The organism is Sphingomonas faeni (assembly GCF_003053745.1).
In the GTDB taxonomy this organism is placed as follows: domain Bacteria; phylum Pseudomonadota; class Alphaproteobacteria; order Sphingomonadales; family Sphingomonadaceae; genus Sphingomonas; species Sphingomonas faeni.
Genome location: NZ_QAYE01000002.1, coordinates 409,264 through 431,515, shown reverse-complemented (window position 1 = coordinate 431,515; position 22,252 = coordinate 409,264). Strand labels below are relative to the sequence as shown.

Genomic DNA, 22,252 nt, shown 5'->3' with positions numbered 1-22,252 from the left:
TAGTTGAGCACGCACTCGCCGTCGCGGAACAGGTCCTGAATCAGATACCGGTCGCGCAGTTCGTCGTTGGAAACGCACTCCATCATGTCGGGATGCGTGGCGTAATACGTGCGGTCGTACATAATTAGCTCCGGTCAGGCCGCTTGCGCGGCAAAATGGGGTTCGTCGATACGGTAGGCGAGGCGGACGAGGCCGTTCGTGAGTTCGTGCGCGAGTTCGGCCGCTTCCCAGTCGGCAAGCCGGTGTTCCGCCACCAGTCGCGCGAGGAACCCGCAATCGATCCGCCGCGCGACATCGTGCCGCGCCGGGATCGAGAGGAACGCCCGCGTGTCGTCGTTGAAGCCGACGGTGTTGTAGAAGCCCGCGGTCTCGGTCGTCATCTCGCGGAACCGGCGCATCCCCTCGGGACTGTCGTGGAACCACCAGGACGGCCCGAGCTTCAGGCACGGATAATGCCCGGCAAGCGGCGCCAGTTCGCGCGCATACGAACTTTCGTCGAGCGTGAAGAGAATGATCGACAGCTCCGTGCTGGTTCCGAACCGATCGAGCAACGGCTTCAGCGCATGCACGTAGTCGGTCCGCGTCGGGATGTCGGCGCCCTTGTCACGGCCATGGCTCGCGAACAGGCCGGCGTTGTGATTGCGCGACGATCCCGGATGGATCTGCATCACCATGCCGTCCTCGACTGACATCGCCGCCATCTCGGTCAGCATCTGCGCGCGGAACAGTTCGGCGTCCGCCGGCGTCCAGTCGCCGCGCGTCACCTTGGCGAACAGCGCCTCCGCCTCGACGCTCGACAGGTTCGCGGTCGCGGCGGTCGGATGACCGTGGTCGGTCGCCGTGGCCCCTGCCGCACGGAAGTCGGCGCGGCGCTTGCGGTGTGCGGCGAGATACCCCTTCCAGTCGTACACGTCCTCGCCGGTCAGTTCGGCAAAGCGCGCCATCGCCGGTTTGAACGCCTCATGCTCGACGTCGATCACGCCGTCCGGGCGATAGGTCGTGACGACGCGCCCGTTCCAACCCGACTGACGGATGCGCTTGTGGGCAGCGAGGTCGTCATGCGCACCCTCGGTGGTTGCCAGAAACTCGATCCCGAACCGGTCGAACAGAGCGCGCGGTCGGAAGGCGTCGGAGGCGAGCTTCTCGCCTATAATATCGAAATACCGGTCCGCGGTCGACGCTTCGAGCGCGACGGCGATCCCGAAAACATCGGCAAACACATGATCGAGCCACAGGCGCGACGGCGTCCCATGGAACAGCGTATAGTGTTCGGCGAACAGCTTCCACGCCGAGCGCGGATCGGTCGCGGGCACGCCGCTCAGTCGCGGGATCGCCAGCCCATCGAGGTCGACGCCCTGACTGTAGAGCATCCGGTAAAGATAATGGTCTGGCGCGAGTAGCAATGAGGTCGCGTCGGTCCAGTTGGCATTGTCCGCGAACCAGGTCGGATCGGTATGCCCATGCGGACTGACGATCGGCAGACCACCCACCTCCGCGTACAGCGCCCGCGCGATCGCACGCGTCGTCGGTTCCGCCGGAAAAAGGCGGTCCGGATGCAGTTCCAGAGCCCTTGCCATCGTCCATCCTCCTTGCCGCTTGACGCGATCCTCGGTCAATTAGGTAACCGGTGTCAGGATAATGCGCAACTGCCTTCGGCTCTCTTCTCAAGCCTCGATGTCAGCGGGAGGGGAAACCGACGCGCGCCGGATCAGCGTCGAGAGGAACAGCGAGGGTTCCTCAACCAGATCGCTGCCATCGTCCGCTCCGGCGATCAACTTCAACGCAGCGGAGCGTGCCATTGACGCGATCGGCCACCGCACCGTCGTCAGCGGCGGCCAGACATGCGCGGCGATCGGCGTGTCGTCAAAGCCGATGATCGACAGGTCGCGCGGGATTTCCAGGCCACGTTGCCGCGCGGCGTGAATGATCCCCGCCGCCATTTCATCGTTCGACGAGAAGATTGCGGTGGGTCGCGGCATGACGTCGAGCAACCGCTCCGCCGCCACCAGTCCCGACTCGAACGTGTAGTTACCGTCCGCGATCATGCTGCGAGGCAGGGCGATCCCCGCCGCAGCCAGCGCGTCCTCGAATCCCAAGCGTCGCTCACGGGCCGACCGGAATCCGTGCGGCCCGGCGACTAGGCCTATCCGCCTATGTCCCTGCTCGATCAGATATTCGGTCGCTGCCCGCACCGCCTCACGGTCGTTCGATGCAACCATGTGGTCGGTATCGTCGATTACCGCAGAGCCCATCCGGACGTACCGACAGCCGATCGATTCGCAGAGTTTCGCGACGGAATCATTCTCGCTGACCGGTGGCATCAACAGCACCCCGAACAGGCGCTGCCGTTCGAGAAAATGCCGAAGATCGTCGAGCATCGTTGCCGACCCACGATCGAGCGGGCGGACGACCATCTCGAATTCGGTCCCGTGCAACGCCTCCAGCATGCCCTGCTGCACGTTGAGCACGGTCTGCGCATTCGGGTTGTCGTGAACCAGACCGATCAGGAAGTTCCGCCGCAGCGCTAGCGCCCGCGCCTGCGGATTGGGAATATAACCGAGCTCGGCGATGACATCCTCGACCCGCTTGCGCGTATCGTCGTTGAGGAGCGGCGACCGGTTGATGACGCGGCTCACGGTTTTCTTGGACACGGCCGCGATCCGCGCCACGTCGTTGATCGTTGGCTGACCGGTTTTCTGCATCGCGTGGGCATAGCTCGGTGATCGCGAGCCGACTAGTCACGCCCCACATTGAACGTCCATGACACGAGAGCCCGCCAATGCGCTTGTCAATGACACCGGTTTCCCATACGCTCCGAGAAACGCAGATCACTGCGAATACATAGGAGGGGTTCTTGGTGGTACAGCCGGACACGACCGAGAATATCAGCCGCATCGCCCGGACGTTCGTCGAGGCACGCCGCATCGGGACTTCCCTTGCGGAATTCCCGGGAAATGTTCCGACGACACTTGCCGAGGGGTACGCTGTACAGGACGAGGCGTTGCGCCTTGTCGAAGGTTTCATCGCCGGATGGAAAGTCGGCCGGATTAATCCGCCGCTCGACGGCGTCGACCGCCTGACCGGGCCGATCTTCGCGGACGAAGTCGCGTTGGCCGGGGTGGAACCGGTCGCGATGCCGGTCTTTGCGCAAGGTTTTGCTGCCGCCGAGGCTGAATTCCTGTTGCGGATCGGTACGGCGCCCGATCCCGCCAAGCTGCGCTATACGGTGGACGAGGCACGCGCGATGATCGACGCGGTGCATGTCGGAATTGAGATTGCCAGTTCGCCCTTCCCGGGCATCAACGCACTTGGTCCGACTGTCACGGTGTCCGATTTTGGCAACAATAATGGGCTAGTCGTGGGTGCGGATGCGGAAGGATGGCGCGAGGGTGACATCAATGAGTGGCCCGTCGAACTGTGGATCAACGATGCCTTGATCGGGGCCGCTACGAGTGCAACGATGCTCGATGGCCCGTTCGGTGCGGTGCGCTATCTGCTCGAGCATATGGCCGCGCGCGGCATCGCATTGTTGCCGGGACAATGGGTTTCGACGGGCGCGGTCACCGGCGTCCATCCGGTCACGATCGACGATCGGGTGGAGGCACGTTTTGACGGACGGTTCGCCGTCCACTGCACCATCAAGGCCCGCTAGAGGCTTCGTTTAGGAGAAAGCCCAATGGCGAGCTTAAACATGCCGGAGGTAGGCTCAGCAGGTACTGCCGGGAGCGGCGACGCGGGCATAGGGGGCAAGATCGGGCGGTATCGCTGGCTGATCTGCAGCCTGTTGTTTGCGGCGACTGCGATAAACTATGTCGATCGCCAGATGATCGGCGTGTTGAAGCCGACGATTTCCGCCGAACTCGGCTGGAACGAGACGACTTACGCCGACGTGATCTTCTGGTTCCAGGCGGCCTATGCGATCGGCTATCTGAGCTTCGGCCGGATCGTCGACGTGCTTGGGGCGCGGATCGGCTATTCGGTGGCGTTCGTGATCTGGACGCTCGGCCATACGCTGTGCGGGTTTGCGGGCAACGCGTTCCAGTTTTCCGCTGCACGCGTTGTGCTCGGCCTGGGCGAGGCAGGCAACTTCCCCGCGGGGATCAAGGCTGTCTCGGAGTGGTTCCCCGCCAAGGAGCGCGCGTTTGCGACCGGCGTGTTCAACGCGGGCGCCAATATCGGCGCGGTGATCACGCCGCTGATCGTGCCGATCATCACGATCGCGTTCGGCTGGCGGATGGCGTTCATCATCACCGGTGCGATCAGCTTGATCTGGCTGGTCGCCTGGATCGCGATCTATCGCCGTCCACGCGAGGTGGCGAAGCTGTCGCCTGCCGAGCTTGCGCATATCGAGAGCGATCCGGCGGATCCTGCCAAGAAGATCGGCTGGCTCAAGCTGCTCGGCTACCGCGAGACCTGGGCGTACGCTCTGGGTAAGTTCCTGATCGATCCGATCTGGTGGCTGTTCCTGTTCTGGACGCCGGATTTCCTCGCCAAGACCTATCATCTCGATCTCAAGAGCTTTGGACCGCCGCTCGTCGCGATCTACCTTCTCTCCGATGTTGGCAGCGTTGCGGGCGGCTGGTCGTCCTCGAAGCTTATGAAGCGCGGCCATTCCGCCAATTTCGCACGGAAGATTACGATGCTCGCGTGCGCGTTCCTGGTTATGCCGATCTTCTTCGCGCAATATGTCGACAATCTCTGGCTTGCGGTCGGCATCGTCGGACTGGCGACGGCCGCGCACCAGGCGTTCTCGGCGAACCTCTACACGATCCCATCGGACATGTTCCCGCGTGGCGCGGTCGGGTCGGTGGTCGGGATCGGCGGCACGGTCGGCGCGATCGGCGGCATGATGATGGCCAAGTTCACCGGCTACGTCTTGCAAACGACGGGAAGCTACACGCTGATCTTCGCTGTCGCCGGCAGCACGTATTTGATTGCGATCACCGTCGTGCACCTGCTGTCGCCGCGCCTGGCGAGAGTGGACGCGGGCTGACCCCCCGCCCCTTGTTCTCCCGCGAAGGCGGGAGCCCAGACTGGGCTCCCGCCTTCGCGGGAGAACAAGCTTAGGACGACGAACACTTTGCCAAGTCGCTCAATGCCGATTGGCCCCCAGGAGAGAGCAGTGAAGCGTTTCACCACGGCGTCCGTTCTTGCACTGGCTTTTGCCAGCATCGCGTCCGCCGCCGCGCAGGACGCGACTGGCCTCCTCTTCCGCGCGTCCGCCGACAAGAGCCTCACCGCCGACTACGCCACCGGCGACCCCGTCCCCAACTTCCGCAGCGGCGTCGACATCACGCCGGATGGTGCGATCGGCGGTGCCGCACGTTGGGCGGACGATGGCTATGTCGCCTGGAAAGCTCCCGGCAACATTCGCGCGGACCGTGGCACGCTCGCTTTCTTCTGGCGTGCCCGCACCCCCGTCGGCGAAGCCCCGTTCGTGATCTTCCGCACCGGGTTCGCCGACCATTCGAGCTGGGACATGGCGTTCCTGCGGATCGACTGGAACGGCCATGGCTTCGACGCCTTCGTCACCGACGCCAACCTCTCGCGCATTCGCGTCTCTTGGACGATTCCGCAAGCGCCAGCCGCTGACGCTTGGTCACACATCGCCTTCGCTTGGGACGAGACCGTCGGCGTGCAACTCTTCGTGAACGGCAAGCTGGTTGCACGGAAGGACCAGAAGGCCGACCTCGACAGCGGCCTTGACCAGTTCGGTCTCGCCGGCCGTGTCATGTCGCCGCACCAGGTCCAGAGCCGCTACAATTTCATGCGCGGCTCAGACCTCGACGAGATCCGCGTCTATGACCGCCTGCTGCCCGCCACCGACGTCGCAGCACTCGCCGACAAGCGCGAACCATCCCCCGCCCCCACGACCGAACCCACCGAAAAGCGCACCGCGTGGCTCCACCGCTACGGCTGGGACAAGGCTGCCCCGCCCGTCCTAGACACCTCCGTCACCCGAGTCCGGAAAGTCGAGTTCGCCGACGCGAAAGACCTCAAGGAATGGATGTGGAAGGGCGTCGACGGCATCGCCGAGACGACTTGGCCCGGCGTCTACAACCGCTCCCGCCTGTCCGGCCGCGACGATTATTTCGAACTGCCCGACTGGAACACCTATGTTGAAGGCGGCAAGCGCTACGCCCTGACGATCCCACCGAACGAACGCGTCAATCGTGTCGAAATTCGCGGCGCGGCGTTCGGCCGCCTCGACTGGAGCGATGACGGCAAGACCTCCCTGCTCGCCACCCGCCCGCAAGGCACGGTCCGAAGCGTAGATCAGTTCCCCCCCCGCACCGGCGGCACGCTCAGCTTCACCAACACGGTGCAGGAGCAGCCGATCCAGGAACTCTGGGCCTACGACATCGGCGCGGGCTCGGAACCGACCGGCAGCTTCAAGCTCTCCTACACCATCGATGCCGCTGCCTCGCCGAACCTCGCAGCACTCGCGCCCCTGAACGCCTACATCACCGGCCGGTTCGCCCCCGACGAGCGCAGCACCGTCGTCGCGATGCCTTCCGCCGGCCTGAAGGCGGCCGTCGGCGCCGGCAACGGCGGCGCATCCGGCGCCCCGGTCCGCCGCACGGACGCCGCGCCGATCGTCCATATCCTGATCCCGGCAAGCTTCGGCGACGCGCTCCCCGACCGCCCGCTAGCCCGCGCGTTCGATTACGGCTGGCAGAACCTCAACGACGGCCTCGACGGCATCGCCCTCGACATCCCGGCGCTGAAAGCCAAGCCCAACGCCGCCGGCCTGATCGCGCTCAACATCCGCGTGAAGGACCCGATCTGGCCCGGCCGCGACATGATCGACCTCTCCGTCTCGGTCCGCCCGAACGAAGCGCGCACGCTCTGGCTCGACCTGCGAGACCGCATCCTGCCGAACGACAGCCTCTATCTTACGATCGCCAGCGCCGCCCCGGAGTTCGACGCCACCGCGTTGAACGGTGCCAAGATCCGCCTCGTCTTCAAACCCCGCACCGCCGCCCTGCCCGAACACATCGCCGACCGCATGGCGCAGGTGAAGGACAATTGGGGCTTCCTCGTCGAGGAACACACCGCCTCGAAGCGCGCCGGCCTCTACCAGCGCCTGTTCGCCGACATTTCCGACCTGCTCCGCGTCGACCCCGACAATGCGCGCGCCCGCGCATACTGGGCCGACATAAACTATCGCCCCGAAAACCTGCCGACCTTCGCCCAACCGATCGCCCCCGCCGGCGTCCCCCTATGGGCCTTCCGCCAACTCGAAGACCTCAAGCGCGTCCGCCAGTTCGTCACGTGGTGGATCGACGAGCGCCAGGTCCCCTATGGCGATTTCGGCGGCGGCCTTTCCGACGACACCGACCTGACGCAGCAATGGCCCGGCCTAGCGCTGATGGGTGTCGAGCCCGACAAGATCAACGCTTCGCTCCGCGCGTTGTCCGACGCGGTCTACAAGAACGGCATGATCGTGAACGGGCTCGGCTATATCACCGCCGACGAGCTCCACGCGTACGAGGAGGGCCTGAACAGCAACGCCGAGCGCCTCTACCTCAACTGGGGCGAACCCAAGGCGGTCGAGCGCCTGATGGACAACACGCGCGCTCTGCAAACCGTGATCCTCGAGAACCCAGCCGGTCACATGCACTTCGCCAGCAACTGGTATGGCGGGCGGAAAATGTACCGCGAAGGCGCGTGGGAATGGCAGAAACCCTATGCCTTCACCGTCATGCACGGCCCGATGCTCGTCGGCCTCTACAACGCCAACCCGCTCGCGCGCGGTCTCGTCACCGGCGTGATCGACGGCTGGATGGCACACGGCAAGCAAGGCCCGGAAGGCAGCTGGAGCTATCCCAACGAGATCAACTGGCGCACCGATGCCGAGCGTACCGGCGACGGCGGTGGCATCACCACCTCGCTACAGGCGACCTGGGCCGCATGGCGCTACACCGGAGATGCGAAATACCTCCGTCCGATCGAATCCCGCCTCGCGAAGGCCGGTCCCGGCGCGCTGGCCGAGTTCAACGAGAACGCGTTCGACGCGCTTCCCGGCGGTGCCGCAGCGCGCACCAAGCTGGCAGCGACCAAGTCTGAGGACCCGTTCTCCCGCTACACCGCCTGGGCCGCGACGGGCGACACCGCCCCCTTGGAAGCGCTCCACGCCGACGCGATCGCCGACAAGTCGCATCACATGGACATGTACACCGAAGGCCATTGGTGGAGCGACCGCGTCGACCAGCCGAGCGAGATTCTACAACGCGAACGCCTCGGGGGCGTTGCGCTCCGCCGCAACCAGAGCTGGCCGGGCAACACTGTGAGCTGGCGCTTCGCCGAGCCGGGCGCGGCCGAGCGCGTCGCGATCCTGCTGCCGGGCGCCACACCCACCAGGTTCCGCGTGATTGCGTACAATACTACCGACCACGCCCAGCAAGCGGCGATGTCGACCTGGACCGTCACCGCTGGCCGCTGGTCAATGCAGGCTTCGAGCAGCACCGACGGGGGCAAGACGATCGCGCCGATCGGGGCTGCGCGGACCATGACACTCGAACGCAGCGCGAGCACCGAGGTCACGTTCGCACCCGGCACGACGGTGTTCGACTTCGCGTTGGTCGAGGCCGGCGCGCCAGTGGACGAGCGCGCCGACCTCGGCATCGGCACGGACGACGTTGTCGTGAAGGGCCGGAGCGTAACGGTGATCGTCCACAGCCTCGGCGCGAAGGACGCGAAAGGCGGCCGTGCGGAACTGGTCGATGCGACGGGCAACATCGTCGCCACTGCGAGCATTTCCCCGCTAGCAGCCCCGCTCGATCTTCGGCCGAAGACCGCAATCGTGAAGCTCGCGATCCCGTCTCGCGTCGATCCCGCGGCTCTGGCCGTTCGCATAGCGCTCGCCGGAGATGAGCCGGAGATCACCCAGGCCAACAACCGCGTGGCGTTGCCGCGATGACGCACGCGTAATGACGCTTCTCCCGTCACCTGACCCCCGGCGTGGGCCCACCCCCATCTCGTTCGTGCCGAGCGAACTCGAAGCGCACCTACCTTGGGGCGCACCCTTCGACTCCGCTCAGCGCGAACGGAAGTGTGTAGGATGACTCCAAACCGCCGAACGGTGCTTACCGGATTGGCTTCCGCAGCCTTCGTCCCCGCAAAGATCCACGCACAATCCACCACGTCTCTACGCCAAGCCCTCGACGCAGCCGCAGCGACCGATCCAGAAGACGCACTCCAACTGCTCGCCCCCTTCGACGCGCAGTCCTTGCGACCGGGCGACCGCCTCGACCTGATGACCGCGCGCGCGGGTCTCGCGATCGACGCCGTTATCGCCCGGTCCGCCTTCGGCCGCACCGGACGTAGCCCCTACCGCGTCACCCCGACGACCGGCGCCTGGAAGGCGGCACGTCCCGATGCCACCAAAATCGACGCGGACACAGCCGCAATCCTCGCCGACGCCGAAGCCGGCATCATCCTTCCCCACCTGTCTCTCGACCGCACGGCTGGAGCGCTTCGAACCGTCCCCACGAACCCGGCGATCGACCGGCAGATAGCCGCGCTCGAAAGTCTCCGCGACACCGCCCCTTCCTCCCCGGGCGTCGGACGGCTCCGGGGCGGGGCGGACTGGTACGCGCTGCAACTCCAACGCTCGCTCGGTACCATGACGCCAGCCTTTGCCGAACGCCGACTCTTCGTCGAGCTGAACCGTCTCCATGCCCGCGCCACGCGCCTGTTCGACCGGATCGGCGCACCGAAAGGCACGGTCGCGGCACGCTACGAGCAGCTCTGGCGGGACGAGCGCTATCTCTACCCCGATACCGACGCCGGCCGAACAGACGCGATCGACGACATGAACCGCATGCTCGCCACCGCCCGCACCCATATCCCGGCGGGGTTCGGCCAACTCCCAGCATGGTGCCTGAACGCCAGCGCCCGCCCCTTATCCGCGCAAGAGATCGCTAGCGGCCGCGCCGGTTACCGCGAAGTCCCGACCCCGACCCGCCCCGGCGCCTACATCGTCGACCTCAAGGACATCCGCCGCCGCCCCAGATGGACTCTTCCCAGCGTCGTCGGGCACGAACTCCTTCCCGGCCACATGATCCAGCTCGGTCTGGAAGGCGCCACCCCGCCCCATCCGCTCCGCATCGACTACGCGTCGGCCTTCGTCGAAGGCTGGGGCATCTACGCCGAGCAGGTCGCCGAACGGGCCGGCGCCTTCACCGATCCGCACGACGCGCTCGGCCACATTCACTGGCTCCTGTTCCGCGTCGCCCGCGCACTCGTTGATCTCGGTATCCACCTCCACGACTGGTCGATCGAACAAGCCCGCGAGCGCCTCGTCGAATGGCAGGGCGAACCCGCGTATTTCGCGCCGTTCGACGTCGAACTCGCGCGCATCCCGCTCGAACCAGCCACGCGTGTCGCCGAGGCGATGGCGTGGCTCACGATCGCCGATACCGCGCGCGGTAAACCTCCGGTCGCGTATCACACCGCGCTGCTCGTCCACGGTCGCCAGCGCACCGATGACATCCGAAAGGTCCGATCATGACTTTCACGCGACGCGATGCCTTCACCACGCTCGGCGCAGCCGGCGCGTTGCTCGTCCCCGGCGAGGCGCCTGCCCGTACCGCAGCCAAGACTACGCCCGCCGCCCCCGATTGGCGTCGCGGTCTGGATAACCAGCGGATCGCCGATCTGGGCGACGGCCGCTTCCTCAATCCAGTGATGGCCGGCGATCGGCCCGATCCTGCGATCCTCAAGGACGGGTCGGACTATTACATGACCTTCTCCAGTTTCGATTCCTATCCGGGGCTCGTCATCTGGCACTCGCGCGATCTGGTGAACTGGCAACCGGTGGGCCCAGCCCTCACGCGCAACATCGGATCCGTCTGGGCGGTCAGCCTCGAGAAGCATGACGGCCGCTATTTCCTCTACATTCCCGTGAAAGCCGAACCGAATTCGATCTGGGTGATCCACGCTGACCGCATCGAGGGCCCGTGGAGCGATCCCGTCGATCTCGGCCTGCACAAGCATATCGACCCGTGCCACATCGTCGGCGAGGATGGCAGCCGCTGGCTCTTCCTCTCGGGCGGCGACCGTATCCGCCTCGCCGCCGACGGCCTGTCGACGGTCGGCGCGGTCGAGCACGTCTATGATCCGTGGCGCTATCCCGAGGACTGGATTGTCGAGGGGTTCTCGCCGGAGGGGCCCAAGATCGTCCGCCACGGCGGCTGGTTCTACCTCATTACCGCGGTTGGCGGCACCGCTGGGCCCCCGACCGGCCACATGGTGATCGCCGCGCGATCCCGGTCGATCCACGGCCCTTGGCAGGATTGTCCCGCCAACCCGATTGTCCGCACCACCGACACCGCCGAACGCTGGTGGTCGCGGGGTCACGCCTCGCTCGTCGAAGGGCCGGCAGGCGACTGGTGGGCACTCTATCACGGGTTCGAGAACGGCTATTGGACGCTCGGACGCCAGACGCTGCTCGATCCCGTGGAGTGGACCGCCGATGGCTGGTTCCGGATGAAGGGCGGCGATCTGTCGAAGCCGCTTGCGAAACCGAAAGGTGGCACCGCAGTCCCGCATGGCCAGATACTCTCGGACAATTTCGAGACCCTCGCGCTCGGGACGAAATGGAGCTTCTTCCGCCCCCGCCCCGACGAGGCGAAACGCGCGTCTGTCTCCGGCAAAACCCTGACGCTCGCCGCCAGCGGTAGTGCGCCCGTCGACTCCTCGCCGCTGCTGCTGATCGCCGGCGACACGCGCTACCAATTCGAATGCGATGTCGCGATCGATCCCGGCGCCACCGCCGGGTTGATCCTGTTCTACGACGACAAGCTCTATTGCGGTCTCGGCTTCGACGGCGATCGGTTCGTTACTCACCAATATGGCGCCGAACGTGGCCGTCCCACGAACCCGCATGGCCGTTCGATGCGGATCCGCGTGACCAACGATCGGCATATCGTCACGTACGACACCAGCGGCGACGGCGGCCGAACGTGGCACCGGTTCGATCGCGGGATGGAGGTGTCGGGCTACCACCACAATGTTCGCGGCGGTTTCCTGATGCTGCGACCGGGACTGTACGCGGCGGGAAAAGGTGCAGCGCGCTTCCGAAATTTCCGGTTCTCTGCTATCTGATACCGGATACTCGCCGGTCCTCTAGATCGCGCGTCTGCGTGCCTGCCGCGCGTCCAAATCCTCGGGGAGTCCGGTTTGCAGATTGTGACCTTGTGCCTGTTCCTGTTGCTCGCCGTCGTGGTGAGCGGCATCGTCTCGCGCATGCTGCCCTCGGCGCTGCCCCGGCCGCTGGTGCAGATCGCGCTTGGCGCCTTGATCGGCATGGTCGCGCACGTCCGGGTCGAATTGGATCCCGAACTTTTCTTCCTGCTGCTCGTGCCGCCGCTCCTGTTCCTCGATGGCTGGCGCATTCCGAAGGACGAACTGTTTCGCGATCGCGGAGCGGTGTTGGGGCTCGCATTGGGGCTCGTCTTCCTCACCGTGCTGGGCATGGGCTTGTTCGTGCACTGGCTGATCCCGGCGATGCCGCTCGGCGTCGCGTTCGCACTCGCAGCGGTAGTGTCGCCGACCGATCCCATCGCCGTCTCCGCGGTCGCCCAGAACGCACCGATCCCGAAGCGGATGATGCACATCCTTGAAGGCGAGGCGTTGCTGAACGACGCGTCCGGCCTGGTCTGCGTCCGCTTTGCGATCGCCGCCGTACTGACCGGTACCTTCTCGTTCGCCGATGCCGCCGCGACCTTCGCGTGGATGGCGGTCGCCGGGGTTGCGATCGGTGTCGGCGTCGCGCTCGGCATCGTCGCGACCAAGAGCGCCTTCGCACGACGGTTCGGTGACGAAGCCGGATCGAACATCCTCGTCAGCCTGCTGATCCCGTTCGCCGCCTATCTACTGGCCGAACACATCCACGCGTCTGGCGTCCTCGCCGCCGCCGCCGCGGGTATCGCGATGACCTTCACGGACGCGACCACAGCGGTCGCCGCCGGAACGCGCATCCGCAGGCGCGCGGTGTGGGACATGCTCCAGTTCACCCTGAACGGCGTGATCTTCGTGCTGCTCGGCGAGCAACTGCCCGAAGTGTTCGTTCGCGCCCGAGACACTGTTACGTCGACCGGGCATGTCAGCCCGTGGTGGTTGGCCGTCTATGTCATTGCCGTCGTCGCCGGGTTGGCGATCCTTCGCTACGGCTGGGTCTGGGTTTCACTTCAGTTCACGCTTCTTCGAGCACGGCGGCGCAACGATACGACCGCGGGCGAAAGCCCACCACGGCGCATCATTGCGGCGATGTCGTGCGCCGGCGCGCGTGGTGCCATCACCTTGGCAGGCGCGCTTACGCTGCCGTTGAGCCTCGCCGACGGTACGCCCTTCCCGGCGCGCGATCTCGTTATCTTCCTTGCGTCGGGCGTCATCCTGTCGTCGCTGGTCATTGCCGCCGTCGCGCTGCCGTTGCTGCTGCGGGGCCTCAGCCTGCCGCCCGAAACCGGCATTGGTGCCGCGCGCGATCAGGCGCGGCTGGTCGCTGCCAACGCCGCGATCGCCGAACTCGACCGCGTCCAACATCGGATGGCCGAGGGGCGCGACGATCCGGACCGTTTCACCGATGTCGCGGCGCGCTTGATGGACCAATACCGCGAACGCATCGACAGCCTGTCGTCGCGGCCGGAGGACCGCGCGCGGCAGGGCGACGTCAAGATCGAACGGGACATGCGGCTTGCGGCGGTGCGGGCGGAGCGCAACGCGATCTTCGACCTAGCTCGGCGCCGGGAGATCGGGGTAGAACTGGCGGAGCAACTCGGGCGCGAACTCGACCTGATCGATGCGCGGTTGTCGCGGCAGGGCTTGGCTTAACCGGAGTGAAATAGCGCCCCGTCCGTCCGTGTGACTGAAACCGACGGGGCGCTGAAGGTACGCGTTACTTGGGCGATGCCTCTACTTCGCGATATGCCGTTCGAAGGTGAATTAGAAATGAACGAGGTGCCCCGCCCGTCCGTGCGACACTCTCGTATCCGGGCAGGGCACCGAGGACGCAGCGCCCTTCGGCAGCGCGTCACTATCACTCAAGCTAGCAGGCGGCGGCGAAGTTAGAAGCGCAGTCCATCACGGGAAAGCCTCCCCTTGCCCCATATTTGTTCCCGTATGCGGGCCGCTGAACCACGCGAGACGGACTCAGTTTTTGGGCCTGCCGGGCAACTTAACTTGGCGCAATGCTGCAATCATTTTCCGCGCGCCGGGCGGAGCAACGCGCAGGAACAGATCGAACAGATCGTCGTCGTCGAACGCGTCGACATCCATACCGATCGGAAGTGCGATCGCTTGGCGGCTACGGGCACCCGGCTGTGCTTCCAATACGATCGTCCGCCACGCCATGCCAACGGGGGGCTGGCCATCGACGTCGCTGAACTCGCCTACCACCATATTGCGGATCCGCAGTCGGCGGTCTGGGTGCTTGGAAAACCAGGATACGTCCCCCGCCGTCGCAATCTCCACCGCCAGTATCTTGCCGCTCATCTCAGTCGTCCGTCTGCTTACGCTGTTCGGAGCTAGGTGTTGCCATATTGCCGCAGAGGCAAGCGCTATATGACTTGGTGACAGTGCGGCTATTGATAATAGTTATCAAAAACATTAGCGGGGTGCGATAACGTAAAGGGAATCATATGACACGTCGTCTTGGCATCGCCATCCTGCTGGGCTCCGCGGCTTTCGCCGCCGCGCCGGGCTATGCGCAGACTTTGCATGAAGACGCCTCAGACGTGATCGTCGTGACCGGACAGCATCCGCGAGACCAGGCGTCCTCCGGGACCAAGACCGATACGCCGCTCGCCGAGACGCCGCAGTCGATCACTGTCATCACCGCCGACGACATTGCCGGACGCAGTTTGCAGAACCTAAACCAGGCGCTCCGGTTCGTCGCCGGCGTCACCCCCGAAACGCGCGGGTCAAGCGGCGAGGTCTATGATCAGTTCAAGCTACGCGGCTTCGATGCCCCGGTCTATCTCGACGGGTTGAAGCAGTTCGGCAGCCCGTCCGGCTACGCGGTGCCTCAGGTGGACGTCTCGCGGCTCGACCGGATCGAAGTCATCAAGGGCCCCGCATCGGTATTGTACGGCCAGTCGAGCCCCGGTGGCCTGGTCGCAGAATCGAGCAAGCTCCCGCTCGACCAGGCGCTCTACGGCGCGATCAGCGGCACCTATGGCAACTACGATCTTTATCGCGTCGATGCCGACATCGGTGGCCGAGCCGGCGAAGGCGTTCTCTGGCGGATCAACGGCAGCGCGAACGGTGCCGACACGCAACAAAAGTTCGGCAAGCGCGAGCGCCAGACGATCTCGGGCGCAGTAACGGCGGGTGCGGGCAGCTCGACCAGCTTCACGCTGCTCGGCGCCTATTCGCATGATCCGTACAACGGCGATTACGGCGTGTTTCCGGCCAGCGGTACGTTGCTCGCCAACCCCAACGGCAAGTTGCCGACCAGCTTCGACGGCGGCGAGGCCGGCAACCGCTTCAGCCGGGAGCAGGCGGCACTCACCTACATCTTCCGTCATGATTTCGGTGGTGGCTGGGCATTCCGCTCGTCGGGTCGCTATCAATATGTGAAGTCGGCGCTCGGGCTCATCTATACCGCAGGCGGCCTCGACACGACCGACCCGACGCAGCAGACTTTCAGCCGCGCGTCCTACGCTACTCGCGAGCAGCTCAACAATTGGACGTTCGACAACCAGCTGACCGGCACCGTCCAGACCGGCCCGATCAAGCACACGCTCCTGTTCGGTGTGGACCGCCAAGTCGCGCACTCGCGCGAGCTTGCAGCGTTCGGCGTCGCGCCTCCCCTTAACGGCTTTGCCCCGGTCTACGGTACGGTGACGGTCCCGACGACCCCGGAACAGATCGGTGGCCAGTTTTCGATCAACGTACAGCAGCGTCAGCAGGGCATCTACGCACAGGACCAGATGGCACTGGGCGACCTTCGCGTAGTCTTGAGCGGGCGGCAGGATTGGGCACGCGCGCAACAGGACGGGCGTGTCAAGCACGATAAGAAATTCACGTATCGTGCGGCCGCCCTCTATACGCTGCCGTTCGGTCTGGCGCCGTACGTCAGCTATTCGACGTCGTTCGAACAGCAAGCGAGTCCGATCACGCAGAGCAACGGCCAGCCCGGGCTGGCAGACCCATCGCTCGGCAAGCAGATCGAGGCCGGTGCGAAGTTCAGCATCCCCGGAACGCAAATCCTGTTGTCCGGTGCGTGGTTCCGTATCGACCAGACCAACGTCCTGACGTCGACGCCCAATTTCAGCGTATCTCGGCAGACCGGCGGCGTTCGTTCGCAGGGTGTTGAATTTGAGGGGAGTGCCCCCCTGCCCTACGGCTTCAACGCGCGCGTCGCGTTCAGCCGGCAGCGCGTCAAGGTTACCAGCGATGCCGATGCTCCGGCGCGTGTAGGTCGTGGGCTGGAAACCGTCGGACGTGGCGGGACGTCAGCCTATCTCGACTGGGCGCCGCGGAGTGGTGGCCTCGAAGGGCTGACGATCGGCGGTGCGGTCCGGCATGTCGACGAGGTCTATGCTGGTGTCACGCCGAACGAAACCGCGGGCCGCAACAGCCCGTCCTACACCGTCTACGATGCGCTGATCCGCTACGACCTGGAGAAGTTCGCCCCATCGCTGCGGGGGCTTAGCCTTGCGGTCAACGGTGCCAACATCTTCGACAAGAAGTATCTGACGTCGTGCTTCGCCAACTATAACTGGTGCTGGTACGGCAACCGCCGGACCGTGCAGGCGACGATCGGCTACCGTTTCTGAGTTGACGGCCTTGCCGCGATCGATGCCGTTCCGCGGTATCGATCGCGGTAGCGCCGACTGTTCTCCGGATCAGGCGACCTGGACGCCCGATCGGGTTATGCAGGTCCGATGATGCCGATCCTCTACAGCTTCCGACGGTGCCCCTACGCGATGCGCGCGCGTCTCGCGATCGCGGCGGCCGATCGTAAGGTCGAACTGCGTGAGATCGTCTTGCGGGATAAGCCGGCGGCAATGCTCGACGCGTCGCCCAAGGGAACCGTGCCGGTGCTGGTGCTGCCGGACGGGACGGTGATCGACCAGAGCCTCGACATCATGCGCTGGGCCTGCGCGCGTACGCCCGACGCCGAGTGGCCAACCGATAACGACGCTGGATTGATCGCGACGAACGACGGCGCCTTCAAACACCATCTCGACCGCTACAAATATGCCGATCGCTACGACGTCGACCCGATCGAGCACCGCGATGCGGCTACCGTGCTGCTCCGCAATCTGGACGAGAGGTTGCGTGCTAGCGGCAGTCTCGGCACCACCCCGCAGTCGATGACCGATCTCGCGATCATGCCGTTCGTCCGTCAGTTCGCGCAAACCGATCGATCCTATTTCGACGGCCTGCCGTTCGAGCGACTGCATGCGTGGCTGGCGATGCACCTCGCATCGTCGCCGTTCGCTAAGGTCATGATACGCCCAACGCCTTGGCAACCGGGCGATCCACCGATGCTATTCCCGATCCAGTAGGAGGCCCCGGCAAAACCGAGGCCCCTGCCCGCGTCAGAAGCCGACGCTGATCGTCCCGAACACTTGGCGCGGTGCGACCGGGAATTGGTTGAACGTCCCACTCGCCGCGCCGATGCTGAGCGTCGAGGCGGCGCGCTTGTTCGTGATGTTGGTGACGTTGAGGCTGACCGTCGCCGTCTTGACGACCTGCCCTTCGGACAGCGGTACGTGCGCGGCGATGCGGCCGGACAGCGTGAAGTAGGCCGGCACCGACAGGTCGTTGGTGTAGGTCGCGAACCGCTTGCCGATATAGTCGCCGACGAGCTGCGCGTCGAAGATGTCGTAATTGGCCGAGGCGGTGAACTTGTTCAGCCAGTCGGGGCTGCCCGGCACTTTCTTGCCCGCCGTGGCGACGGCGCTCGTCCCGCTGATGTAGTTCTCCTCGTAACGCGAGTTGTTATACGACAGCGCATCGTAGAACGAGAAGTGCGAGCCGAACCGGAACGTGCCGGCAACGTCGAACCCGTCGGTCTTCACGGCACCGACGTTCTGGAGGATCGCCGCGCCGCTGACGACTGCGGTCACTACCGGGTTCGGGCTGATCCCGAGCAGGCGGTCGCTGAAGTCGACGTGATAGACGCTGATCTGGCCATCGAAGCCGGTCAATGGACCAAGGTTCAGTGCATGATGCGAGCGCAGGCCCGCTTCATAGGTCCAGCTCGTCTCGGGCTCGACGTCCCGCTTGAACAGGTCGAACGCCGCCTGGCTGCCGAGTGCGAACGGCGACAGGCCGGCCGCTGCGCTTGTCTGGAACTGGCGGATGTTCTTCTGAACGTTGACGAACACCTGTTCGTTGTCGGTCGCATCCCACAGCGCACCAAGCTGCGGCAGGAAGTATTTGTGCGTGTCGATCTTGCCGACCGGCAACGCGACCGAGCCGGTGAACGAGCCTGGGATCGGCTGCGTGGGCACGCGCTGCGACGCATTCTGGGACGTACTCTTGACGCCGCCCTGGATCGTGAGCGTCGGCAAGACCTTCCAGCTGTCCTGGATATGCGCCTGGTATTCGTCGACGCGGACTTCGCTGTGATACTGCGTGATCAGCGGTGTCAGTTCCTCGCGCGGGCGCTGGTACGGCGTGCTCGGATCGTTGACTGGGAACGGATACCAGCGGCGATACGCGGACGAACTCTGATGCTCGTACCAGGCGCCGAACTCGACATGATGCGCGCCGAGATCGAGCGCGACGGTGGAGACGAGGCCACCGCGGTCGATGCGGTATTCGGTGGTGCGCGTCGCGAGGCCCGAGCCGCCGAACACCGACGTCAGGTTCTGGCCTGGATAGTAGAACGAGAACAGCTTGGGCAGGCCGGCGACGTCGATCGGGCCGCCGATGACGCCGACGCCGTCATTTCGATGATAATAGGCCTGGTTCGAGAAGGTCACGCGGTCGCTGACGTTCCAGTCGTATTTCACGTAGCCGAGATAGTCGGTGCGTGCCGCGACCCCGTAGTAATTGCGGTAGTTCGAACCGTCTGCCTTGTATGCGCCGGAGTTGAGATAGGTCAGCATTGCGTTGAAATTGGGATAGACGAACGGGCGGACATACGGCGCGGTGGCTTGCGTGGCCGTCGTTATGACGGTCGAATCCTCGTTCGGCTCGGTCTTGTCCGAAAACGCGCCATAGAGCGTCAGCTTGCCGTTGCTGTCATCGTGGACGAACTTGGCGTTGGCCTGATAGCCGCCCTGGATACCGTTGAAATCCCAGGCCTTCGCCTTCTGCCGCGAGCCCGAAATGTAGAACGCGTTGCCGTTGCCCATGTCGCCGCTGTCGATCCGCGCGAACAATCGCGAAGTCGAATGGCTGCCGAGCGTCTGGTCGACCTGGACGCCCATGTCCTTTTTGGGGTCGCTCGAGAAGGTATCGATCGTACCGCCGAGGTTGCTGGTCGATGCGGTGCCGAGGTCGCCTGCGCCGCTGGCCAGCGTCACGCGCGAGACGTTCTCCGAGATGATCGCACGTTGCGGCGACAGGCCGTTGTAGTTGCCGTAATTCTGGTCGCCGAGTGGCAGGCCGTCGAGCGTGTAGCCGAGCTGCTGCGCGTTGAAGCCGTGGACGAACAGCGAAATGTTCTGCTCGTTGTTGCCCCAAGGATCGGCAGTAAGGAAGGTAACGCCGGGGAGCGTCTGGAGCGCCTTCAACGGGCTGACGCCGGGAAGGATCTTCTGCATGTCGACGCCGCTGACCTGCGTCACCGACCGCGTGTTGGCGCCGGTGACGACGATCGTATCATCCTGCCCGGCGGGCGGCGTTGTCGGATCGGCGGGATCGGTCACCGTAGCAGGCGAGCCTGGCTCAGCGTCCTTGGCAACCAGCGACTGCGCCGTTGCGGTGACTGGCACGCCGGCCACGACAAAACCGATAGCGCCGCACAACAGCCGCGCGGCCGTACGAGAAAACATCGTCATTCTTGAAAACCCCTAGCGAGATCGATCGATCGTCACTCCCGGGGCTGCGCCTATTGGCACGACGAGACAGTCGGATGACCGTTACGCTACAGATTTAATATGGTGCGGTGCAGCGGTCCAAAAGGCCGCTGCACGGCCGCCGCATCACTTCGCGGTCGCCGTCAGGCCGCGGTCTTCGAGCATCGGGCCGATATCCGGGTTCTTGCCGTAGAACGCCTTGAACATCGGACCATAGTCCTCGGTATGGCCCTTCGACAGGATCATGTCGCGGAAGCGCTGGCCGTTCGCGCGCGTCAGCCCACCATGCGCCATGAACCACGCATACGCGTCGTTATCCAGCATCTGCGTCCACAGATACGCGTAGTAGCCGGCCGCATAACCGCCCGCCCAGATGTGCGCGAAATAGCTGGTGCGGTACCGCGGCGGCACGTCCTTCGTGTCCAGCCCCATCGAGTTCAGCGCCTTTGTTTCGAACGCGTCGACGTCCTGCGGTCCTGCCGACGCCGGCAGCGAATGCCAGTCCTGGTCGAGCGTCGCCGCCGCCACCAGCTCGCCAAGCTCATACCCCTGGTTGAACTTCGCCGCGTTCTTGATCTTGGTGACGAGCGCCTGCGGCATCACCGCACCGGTGCGGTAATCCTTGGCATAGTTCGCGAAAATCTTGGGATCGAGCGCCCAATGCTCGTTGAACTGCGACGGGAACTCGACCCAGTCACGCGCGGTGTTGGTGCCCGACACCAGCGGATAGGTCTGGTTCGCGAACAGACCGTGCAGCGCATGGCCGAATTCGTGGAACATCGTCGTGACGTCGTCGAACGTGATCAGCGCGGGCTGGCCCGGCGCGGGCTTGGTGAAGTTGCCGACGTTATACACGACCGGCTTGGTCTTGAGCAGCTTCGACTGGCCGACGAAGTTCGACATCCAGGCGCCGCCCGCCTTGTTGTCACGCTTCCAGTAATCGAAATACATCAGGCCCAGCTCGGAGCCGTCCTTGTCGAACACCGTGAAGACGCGGATGTCCGGCTGGTAGGTCGGGATATCGCGGCGTTCCTTGAAGGTGACGCCGTAGAGCTGGTTCGCGGCGAAGAACACGCCGTCGGTCAGTACGCGGCTGATCTCGAAATACGGCTTCAGCTCGTTCTGGTCGAGGTCGTACTTGGCCTTGCGCACCTTGTCCGAATAGAAATCCCAGTCGGACGGTGCGAGCGGGAACGCGGCGCCGGTCGCGTTTATGGTCTTCTGCAACTCGGCCGCCTCGCGACGCTGCTCGCCTGCGGTCGCGGGGACGAGCTGCGTCATGAAGCCCTTCGCCGCCGCCGGGGTCTTCGCCATCTGGTCGTACAACGAATAGGCGGCGTAGTTCGGATAACCGAGCAGCTGCGCCTTCTGCGCGCGCAACTGCGCGATCGTCCGGATCAGCGCGCGCGTATCGTTGGCGTCGCCACGCTGCGACCGGTTCCAGCTCTTCTCGAACAGCGCCGCGCGGGTCGCGCGATCGGAGAGCGAGGCGAGCGCCGGTTGCTGCGTCGTGTTCTGGAGCGACAACACGTACTTGCCGGGCATGCCGCGCTCCTTCGCGCCCTCGGCAGCGGCTGCGATCTCAGCGTCGCTGAGGCCCGCGAGCTTGGCCTTGTCGTCGACTACCAGCGCGCCAGCCTTGGTGCCGGCGAGCAGCTTCTGCTGGAAATCGGTCGTCGCGGTCGAGATCTGCGTGTTGAGCAGGCGCAGCTTGACCTTGTCGGCGTCGTTCAGCTGCGCGCCGGCGTGGAGGAAGTCACTGTGATAGATCTCGAGGACCTGCTTCTGCTCGGCATCGAGACCTAGCGAGTCCTTCTTTGCGTAGAGCGCCTGGACGCGCGCGAAGAGCTTCGGATCGAGATAGATCGCATCGCTATGCTGCGCGAGCTTGGGCGCCTCGGCAGACCGTACCGCGTCGAGCGCATCGTTGGTGTTCGCCTGCGACACGCCGAAAAACGCCTGGCTCGCGCGGTCGAGCGTGCGGCCTGAGCGCTCCATCGCCTCGATCGTGTTCGCGAAGGTCGGTGCCGCGGGATTGTTCGCGATCGCCTTCATCTCGGCGATCTGTTCCGCCATGCCCTGTTCGAGCGCGGGCTGGTAATCGGTGTCCTTGATCTGGTCGAAGCGCGGCGCCTGGAACGGCAGCGTGCTGGGGACGGTCAGCGGATTGACGCGCGACGGTTTGACGGAGGTTTGCGCAGCGGCGGCGCTGGCGATGCAGCACAGGATGGCGGCGGAACGAAGCAGGCTGGAACGCGACATTG

Annotated in this window: 13 protein-coding genes and 1 pseudogene; 8 read left to right on the top strand and 6 right to left on the bottom strand. The window is 64.9% G+C overall.

Translation table 11 applies throughout. From position 1 onward, the window contains the following. The 3 genes and pseudogenes from C8J25_RS21060 to C8J25_RS06530 all read right to left on the bottom strand — a co-directional run. Positions 1-122 (bottom strand): annotated as a pseudogene (locus tag C8J25_RS21060) (5-dehydro-4-deoxy-D-glucuronate isomerase); the annotation flags it as partial. Between the two features lie 12 nt (positions 123-134). Further along, positions 135-1,577, bottom strand: coding sequence for a glucuronate isomerase (gene uxaC / locus C8J25_RS06535; RefSeq protein ID WP_107953332.1), 1,443 nt, complete (start codon positions 1,575-1,577; stop codon positions 135-137). Positions 1,578-1,664: 87 nt separating this feature from the next. Continuing rightward, complete coding sequence (locus C8J25_RS06530; RefSeq protein WP_107953330.1) at positions 1,665-2,702, bottom strand: LacI family DNA-binding transcriptional regulator; 1,038 nt, start codon at positions 2,700-2,702, stop codon at positions 1,665-1,667. A gap of 155 nt (positions 2,703-2,857) precedes the next feature. Here C8J25_RS06530 and C8J25_RS06525 point away from each other — a divergent pair, with 155 nt between their 5' ends. The 6 genes from C8J25_RS06525 to C8J25_RS06500 all read left to right on the top strand — a co-directional run bounded on the left by C8J25_RS06525 (position 2,858) and on the right by C8J25_RS06500 (position 13,839). Next, a complete protein-coding gene (locus C8J25_RS06525) occupies positions 2,858-3,652 on the top strand; it encodes a 2-keto-4-pentenoate hydratase (protein WP_107953328.1) in 795 nt (264 codons plus the stop codon). 24 nt (positions 3,653-3,676) lie between these two features. After that, positions 3,677-4,993, top strand: a complete 1,317-nt coding sequence (locus C8J25_RS06520) for an MFS transporter (RefSeq protein ID WP_107953325.1) — start codon at positions 3,677-3,679, stop codon at positions 4,991-4,993. A gap of 102 nt (positions 4,994-5,095) precedes the next feature. Next, positions 5,096-8,923, top strand: a complete 3,828-nt coding sequence (locus C8J25_RS06515) for a LamG-like jellyroll fold domain-containing protein (RefSeq protein ID WP_107953323.1) — start codon at positions 5,096-5,098, stop codon at positions 8,921-8,923. Positions 8,924-9,097: 174 nt separating this feature from the next. Further along, entirely contained in the window at positions 9,098-10,516 is a 1,419-nt protein-coding gene (locus tag C8J25_RS06510) for a DUF885 family protein (RefSeq protein ID WP_167397676.1), read from the top strand. Further along, positions 10,513-12,111 (top strand): family 43 glycosylhydrolase, encoded by a 1,599-nt coding sequence (locus C8J25_RS06505; RefSeq protein WP_107953318.1) that lies wholly within the window; start codon positions 10,513-10,515, stop codon positions 12,109-12,111. The genes C8J25_RS06510 and C8J25_RS06505 overlap by 4 nt, the downstream gene beginning before the upstream one ends. Positions 12,112-12,186: 75 nt before the next feature. Then, a complete protein-coding gene (locus C8J25_RS06500; protein WP_208622527.1) occupies positions 12,187-13,839 on the top strand; it encodes a Na+/H+ antiporter in 1,653 nt (550 codons plus the stop codon). A gap of 318 nt (positions 13,840-14,157) precedes the next feature. Here C8J25_RS06500 and C8J25_RS06495 read toward each other — a convergent pair whose 3' ends face one another. Beyond that, positions 14,158-14,499 (bottom strand): hypothetical protein, encoded by a 342-nt coding sequence (locus C8J25_RS06495; protein ID WP_107953316.1) that lies wholly within the window; start codon positions 14,497-14,499, stop codon positions 14,158-14,160. Between the two features lie 146 nt (positions 14,500-14,645). Here C8J25_RS06495 and C8J25_RS06490 point away from each other — a divergent pair, with 146 nt between their 5' ends. Continuing rightward, complete coding sequence (locus C8J25_RS06490; protein ID WP_107953315.1) at positions 14,646-16,787, top strand: TonB-dependent siderophore receptor; 2,142 nt, start codon at positions 14,646-14,648, stop codon at positions 16,785-16,787. Positions 16,788-16,895: 108 nt separating this feature from the next. Continuing rightward, positions 16,896-17,522, top strand: a complete 627-nt coding sequence (locus tag C8J25_RS06485; protein ID WP_341871523.1) for a glutathione S-transferase — start codon at positions 16,896-16,898, stop codon at positions 17,520-17,522. A gap of 33 nt (positions 17,523-17,555) precedes the next feature. On the opposite strand, the gene C8J25_RS06480 is transcribed toward C8J25_RS06485, so the two are convergent. Both C8J25_RS06480 and C8J25_RS06475 read right to left on the bottom strand, forming a co-directional pair. Next, entirely contained in the window at positions 17,556-19,970 is a 2,415-nt protein-coding gene (locus C8J25_RS06480) for a TonB-dependent receptor (protein WP_341871522.1), read from the bottom strand. A gap of 144 nt (positions 19,971-20,114) precedes the next feature. Beyond that, a complete protein-coding gene (locus C8J25_RS06475) occupies positions 20,115-22,250 on the bottom strand; it encodes a M3 family metallopeptidase (protein WP_107953312.1) in 2,136 nt (711 codons plus the stop codon). Positions 22,251-22,252: the final 2 nt, after the last annotated feature.